8 protein-coding genes are annotated in these 6306 nt (G+C 66.4%); 3 read left to right on the plus strand and 5 right to left on the minus strand.

Annotated elements, in window-relative coordinates; genetic code table 11:
* Positions 1-274: 274 nt before the first annotated feature.
* The 3 genes from WBF82_RS20440 to WBF82_RS20450 form a co-directional block, all read right to left on the minus strand.
* Positions 275-1444, minus strand: coding sequence for an acyl-CoA dehydrogenase (locus tag WBF82_RS20440; RefSeq protein ID WP_424384757.1), 1170 nt, complete (start codon positions 1442-1444; stop codon positions 275-277).
* A gap of 67 nt (positions 1445-1511) precedes the next feature.
* Positions 1512-2030, minus strand: coding sequence for a 5-(carboxyamino)imidazole ribonucleotide mutase (purE, locus tag WBF82_RS20445; protein WP_424384758.1), 519 nt, complete (start codon positions 2028-2030; stop codon positions 1512-1514).
* On the minus strand, positions 2027-3238 hold the full coding sequence (locus WBF82_RS20450; RefSeq protein WP_424384759.1) for a 5-(carboxyamino)imidazole ribonucleotide synthase: 1212 nt from the start codon (positions 3236-3238) through the stop codon (positions 2027-2029). The genes purE and WBF82_RS20450 overlap by 4 nt, the downstream gene beginning before the upstream one ends.
* A gap of 96 nt (positions 3239-3334) precedes the next feature.
* Here WBF82_RS20450 and WBF82_RS20455 point away from each other — a divergent pair, with 96 nt between their 5' ends.
* Entirely contained in the window at positions 3335-4009 is a 675-nt protein-coding gene (locus WBF82_RS20455) for a GtrA family protein (RefSeq protein WP_424384760.1), read from the plus strand.
* Here WBF82_RS20455 and WBF82_RS20460 read toward each other — a convergent pair.
* A complete protein-coding gene (locus WBF82_RS20460) occupies positions 3964-4482 on the minus strand; it encodes a PH domain-containing protein (RefSeq protein ID WP_424384761.1) in 519 nt (172 codons plus the stop codon). The two genes, WBF82_RS20455 and WBF82_RS20460, sit on opposite strands and share 46 nt — an antisense overlap.
* A gap of 9 nt (positions 4483-4491) precedes the next feature.
* On the minus strand, positions 4492-5304 hold the full coding sequence (locus WBF82_RS20465) for a biotin--[acetyl-CoA-carboxylase] ligase (protein ID WP_424384762.1): 813 nt from the start codon (positions 5302-5304) through the stop codon (positions 4492-4494).
* Between the two features lie 149 nt (positions 5305-5453).
* Between WBF82_RS20465 and WBF82_RS20470 the strand changes: the two genes are divergently transcribed.
* Complete coding sequence (locus tag WBF82_RS20470) at positions 5454-5837, plus strand: hypothetical protein (RefSeq protein ID WP_424384763.1); 384 nt, start codon at positions 5454-5456, stop codon at positions 5835-5837.
* Positions 5838-5905: 68 nt separating this feature from the next.
* Positions 5906-6306, plus strand: a 401-nt coding sequence (locus WBF82_RS20475) for a carboxyl transferase domain-containing protein (protein WP_424384764.1), incomplete at its 3' end; no start/stop codon positions are given.

Below are 6306 nucleotides of genomic sequence, written 5' to 3' on the forward strand. Positions count from 1 at the left end.
CGGTAAAGATGTCCGAGAACTGGTCAGCCGTGGCGGCGTTGCCCAAAGCCGCCGCGGTGCCTTCGTCGGCGCTGGCGGTGGGCGCGGCGGCCAGCGACATCAGCGCGCCGGCCAGGAGCGCACCTCCAGCTGTGGCAACACCAGCGGCGATATCACGACGTGCTCGCTTGTGATTCATGGGAGGCTCCGATCCTGCAGTGTTAAGAAAACCTGACACTCGCTTACACGATCATCAGGTTAATGGAGCCTTAACGAGAGATGAACGGAAGATGAATTAACGCAGCAGGGCGCGCGACATCACCACACGCTGAATCTGGTTGGTGCCCTCGTATATCTGGGTGATCTTGGCGTCGCGCATAAACCGCTCGACGGGGAAGTCTGTGGTGTAGCCGGCGCCGCCGAACAGCTGCACGGCGGCCTCGGTCACGTCCATGGCGGTGTCGGAGGCGAAGCACTTTGCGGCCGCGGAGATGAATCCCAGGTTTGGCTCACCGCGTTCGGCGCGGGCAGCGGCGCTGTAGACCATCAGCCGGGCGGCTTCGACTTTCATCGCCATGTCGGCCAGCTCGAACTGCACGCCCTGGAACTCGGAGATCGACTTGCCGAACTGCTTGCGGTCCTTGGTATATGCGACCGCGGCGTCCACCGCGCCCTGCGCGATACCCACCGCCTGGGCACCGACGGTGGGCCGAGTGTGGTCGAGGGTCTGCAGTGCGGTCTTGAACCCGGTTCCAGGTTCACCGATGATCCGATCGCCGGGGATGCGGCAGTTCTCGAAGTAAAGCTCGGTGGTCGGCGAGCCCTTGATGCCCATCTTCTTTTCCTTGGGACCGATGCTGAAGCCTTCGTCGTCTAGGTGCACCATGAACGCCGAGATGCCGTTGGCGCCCTTGTCCGGATCGGTCACCGCCATCACCGTGTACCAGGTCGACTTGCCGCCGTTGGTGATCCAGCACTTGGTGCCGTTGAGAATCCAGTCGTCGCCGTCGGCCTTGGCACGCGTCCGCATCGACGCCGCGTCGCTGCCGGCCTCTCGTTCGGAAAGCGCATACGAGGCCATCGCCCCGTCGGTGGCCAGCGAAGGCAGCACCTGCTTCTTGAGCTCCTCCGAGCCCTGCAGGATCAGGCCCATGGTGCCCAGCTTGTTGACTGCGGGGATCAACGAGGCGGATGCGTCGACGCGAGCCACTTCCTCGATCACGATGCAGGCCGCCACCGAGTCAGCGCCCTGACCTCCGTACGCCTCGGGAATGTGGACGGCGTTGAAGCCCGATGTGTTCAGCGCCGTCAGCGCCTCCTCGGGGAACCGGGCGTTTTCGTCCACCTCGGCGGCGTAGGGAGCGATCTCTTTTTCCGCCAGCGCGCGGATCGCCGCCCGCAGCTCGTCGTGCTCCTCCGGCAACTTGTACACATCAAACGACGGATCTCCGGCCCACTGAGCCATCTCGGCCTCCTTGCACTGTGCTTTACTGCCCGGTCTTTCCGCGGGCCGCTACCCGGCCGGCGCCAGGCTACTGGCCGGTAACTTTACCTTGGCGCTCCTTCAGCGCCGCATCCTTGGCCCGCACCGACTCCGCCAGCTGATCCTGGAACTCGACGATCCGGCCGCGCAACGCCGGGTCCGAAACCGCCAAAATGCGGACCGCCAACAGGCCGGCGTTGCGCGCACCACCGATGGACACGGTGGCCACCGGCACCCCGGCGGGCATCTGCGCGATCGACAGCAGCGAGTCCAGACCGTCGAGCTTCGCCAGCGGCACCGGGACACCGATCACCGGCAGCGGCGTCGCGGAGGCAACCATGCCTGGCAGGTGGGCTGCGCCGCCCGCGCCGGCGATGATCACCTCGATGCCGCGGTCGGCCGCGTCTCGGGCGTATTCGAGCATTCGCTGCGGCGTGCGGTGTGCCGACACCACACCGACCTCATGGGCAACGTCGAACTCGGCCAGAGCGGCGGCGGCGTCGGCCATCACCGACCAGTCGCTGTCGCTGCCCATGATCACCCCGACCCGGGGCTGCTGGGTAGTCATTCGTGTGGGTCCCATCCGTCCATCCACTCCCCGTGTGACAACCAGTGTGCCGCCAGCTCAGCGCGCTCGCGCAGATTCGCCAACTGCGCGGCATCACCACCGAGGAAGTTGACATGGCCGATCTTGCGGCCCGGTCGTTCACCCTTGCCGTAGAGGTGAACCCGCGCATCGGGCATCCGCGCGAACAGGTGGTGCATTCGCTCGTCGACCGTCATCGTCGGCGTCTGCGCGGCGCCCAGCACGTTGGCCATCACCGTCACCGGCACCGTCGCGTCGGTATCACCGAGCGGGTAGTCCAGCACCGCGCGCAGATGCTGTTCGAACTGGCTGGTCCGCGCGCCGTCGATGGTCCAGTGCCCGGAATTGTGCGGCCGCATCGCCAGTTCGTTGACCAGCAGCTGCCCATCGAACGTCTCGAACAGTTCCACCGCTAGCACCCCGACGACGCCGAGTTCGGCCGCCAATCGCAGCGCCAACTGCTGGGCCGCGGCGCCGACGTCGTCGCTCAGCGCCGGCGCCGGCGCGATCACCACCACGCAGATGCCGTCGCGCTGCACCGTCTCGACCACCGGCCAGGCCGCGCCCTGCCCGAACGGCGAGCGCGCCACCAGTGCCGAGAGCTCGCGGCGCATCGCCACGCGCTCCTCGACCAACACCGGCACACCGGAGTCCAAGTACTCCCCCGCGATCTCGCGCGCCTGCGCCAGGTCGGCCGCCATCCGCACCCCACGACCGTCGTAGCCGCCGCGGACCGCCTTGACCACGATCGGCGCGTCAACTCGGCCGGCGAAAGCGTCGACGTCGTCAAGGCTTTCGACCGCCGCGTAGCGCGGCACCGGGGCGCCCAAAGCCTCCAGTCGCCGCCGCATGACGAGTTTGTCCTGGGCGTGCACCAGCGCCTCCGGCGGCGGCGCCACATTGACGCCCTCGGCGACCAGCTTCTCCAGCAGCTGCGTCGGGACGTGTTCGTGGTCGAAGGTCAGCGCGTCGGCACCGGCAGCGACACGACGCAGATCGTCGAGGTTGGTGTGCGAGCCGATCACCACATCCGGGCTCACCTGGGCGGCCGGGTCGTCGGCGTCGGCGGCCAGCACCCGCAGGCTTTGACCCAGGGCGATCGCCGCCTGGTGGGTCATCCGGGCGAGTTGGCCGCCGCCGACCATCGCGACGAGCGGCGCAGCGGTAGGGGTACTCGGCACGGCAATCATGGTGTCATGGCCGTTGAAGGCCCCTGAACGGGGTGTTTACCGGCGGTGACGCCGTCGCTGGGCACACGTAACGGGCAGTACGTAGACTGCGACATTGTGTCCTTCGCCGATGCCACGATCGCACGGTTACCGCGGCTGGTCCGTCCTTACGCTGAACGCCATCACGAACTGATCAAGTTCGCGATCGTCGGCGGGACCACGTTCGTGATCGACTCGGCGATCTTCTACACCCTCAAGCTGACGATCTTGGAGCCCAAGCCGGTGACCGCCAAGGTCATCTCCGGCGTCATCGCGGTGATCGCGTCCTACATCCTGAACAGGGAGTGGAGCTTCCGGGACCGCGGCGGCCGGGAGCGTCACCACGAGGCGCTGCTGTTCTTTGCGGTCAGCGGGGTAGGCGTGCTGCTGAGCATGGCGCCGTTGTGGATCTCCAGCTACGTCTTGCAGCTGCGTGTACCGATGGTGTCACTGACGGTGGAAAACGTCGCCGACTTCATCTCGGCCTACATCATCGGCAACCTGCTGCAGATGGCGTTCCGCTTCTGGGCGTTCCGCCGGTGGGTGTTCCCCGACGAACTCGGCCGCAGCCAGGACAAGGCGCTGGAGTCGGCCCTTACCGCCGGCGGGATCGCCGAGGTCCTCGAGGACAACTACGAAGAGGGCGGATTGCAGAGGGGGAACGTCACGCTGCTGCGGGCTTGGCGGTCACGCCGCAACCGGGTGGCTCAGCTCGGCGATTCCTCAGACCCCAGGGTGTCGAAAACCTCGTGATACAGCAGCGCGTGAACTTGCTCCACGCGCGGAATGTCGTAGAACTCCAACGGATCTTGTGATGCCGACTCGACGATCAGCGTCCCGGTGCGCAATATCCGGTCGATCAGCCGATGCCGGAACTCCACGCTATTGATCCGAGCCAGCGGGATGTCGATGCCGCTGCGGCTCAACACACCGTGCCGGAACATCACTCGCCGGTCGGTGATCACGAAATGCGTTGTCAGCCAATTGAGGAACGGCCAGAGCGTCAGCCAGCCAACGATGATCAGCCAGATCGCGCCGATGACGGCGAAGATGATCTTTTTGGCGTTCGAATCCCAGTTGGTGCTGTTGACCACCGCTGCGCCGAACGATGCAGCAGCGCTGGCCAGGATGAGCACCACGACCGGCCAGAACAGTCGCTTCCAATGCGGATGGCGGTGCAAGACGACTTGTTCGTCGCCGGCGAGCACATTGTCGGGGTAGCCCACGCTGGCACTTTAAACGCTGGGACGTAAATGCGTGACGTCTCCGGCCGAGATCGCCACGGTTTGACCACCGGTGTCGACGCACAGCCGGCCCGTCTCGTCGATGGCGTGCGCGGTACCCACCACTTCGCGATCGCCGGGCAAGACTGCCCGCACCCGAGAACCCAGGGTCAGGCTGTAGCGCTGATAATCGGCAACCAGTGCCGCGCCGGCGCCGCCGGCGCTGCGCCAAGCATCGATGCGGATGGCCAATTCGCCAAGTATCTTGCGCGCCAATGCGTTTCGATCGGTGGCCGACGCCTCCAACATCAGCAGCGAGGTGGCCGCCGGGTCCGGTGCTTCTTCGGCGGTCAGCGTGACGTTGAGCCCCAACCCGAGCACAATCACCGGCGCCGGCGCCGCAACCTCGGCCAGGATCCCGGCCAACTTCCCGCCGTCGACCAGCACGTCGTTCGGCCACTTGAGCCCTGGCGCCACGCCGCACACCGCCGCTAGCGCGTCGGCCACCGCCACACCGGTGGCCAGCGGCAACCATCCCCAGCTCGACCGGGGCACCGACGTCGCGGCCACGCCTACCGACAGCGCGATCTGCGCTCGCGGCGGCGCCGACCAAACTCGGCCGTGGCGGCCACGCCCCGCGATCTGGTATTCGGCGAGCAACACCGATCCGTCGATGTCGGCGCCGCCCTCCGCCCGCGCGATCAGATCGGCGTTGGTGGAGCCGGTTTCGGCGACCACGTCCAGTTGCCGCCACGGCCCGCCCGCGCCGATCAGCCCGTCGCGCAGCGCAGCCTCGTCCAATGAAGGTCGTGATTGCCCAGCCATCGACGTTCAGCGTACGGTGCAGAGACACGCCCGGTGGAGGTGGTTTTGTGGTGATAACCGATTCAGTCAAAGCCACGAGCGACGAAGCCGTCCGCCTGTGGGTGGAGTCTTACCAGGGCGAAGTTTTGGGCGAGGCATATTTCGCCGGGATGGCCGAGCGCATCACCGATCCGGCGCTGCGCGAGAAGATCAACCTGTTGACGTGCCTCGAGCGCAGCACCAAGGAACTGCTGGAGCCTGTGATCAAGCGGTTGGGAGTTTCCGCGGAGCCCGACCAGGCCGTGGTCGACGCCGCGGGCAATGTGGGCGACGTGGAGTACCTGCCCATGTTGCAAACCTTTGTCGCGGCGGCCGCCGAGTACCTGGGTCGTTACACGCGGCTGCGCTCGCTGGTCGAGCCTGCCGATGCCTCAATCGTCGACCAGCTGATCGCGCATGAACTCGCGTTCGAACTGTTCGCTCGCCGCGAGCTGGCCGGAGACAACGACGACTCGACCGAACCGATCCGTGCGCTCAGCCATGTGACCTGCTGACAGCGGATCCGTGCGCGTCGCGGCGCGTGATTGGGATCGCAATATAAGGGACCGCTAAGATCGGCGCCATGACAAGCGTTTCCGAGAGCCATGTCGAGGCCAAGGCCGAGCACGAGATCGACATCCACACCACCGCCGGCAAGCTGGCCGAACTGCGCAAGCGGTCCGAGGAGACGCTGCACCCGGTCGGCGAGGCCGCGGTCGACAAGGTGCACGCCAAGGGCAAGCTGACCGCGCGCGAACGCATCTATGCCCTGCTGGACGAGGGGTCGTTCGTCGAGCTCGACGCGTTGGCCCGGCACCGCAGCACCAACTTCGGGCTGAATGAGAAGCGTCCGCTCGGCGACGGCGTTGTCACCGGCTACGGCACCATCGACGGCCGCGATGTCTGCATCTTCAGCCAGGACGTCACCGTGTTCGGCGGCAGCCTCGGCGAGGTCTACGGCGAGAAGATCGTCAAGGTCCAAGA

Source organism: Mycobacterium sp., from assembly GCF_049673265.1.
Classification (GTDB): Bacteria; Actinomycetota; Actinomycetes; order Mycobacteriales; family Mycobacteriaceae; genus Mycobacterium.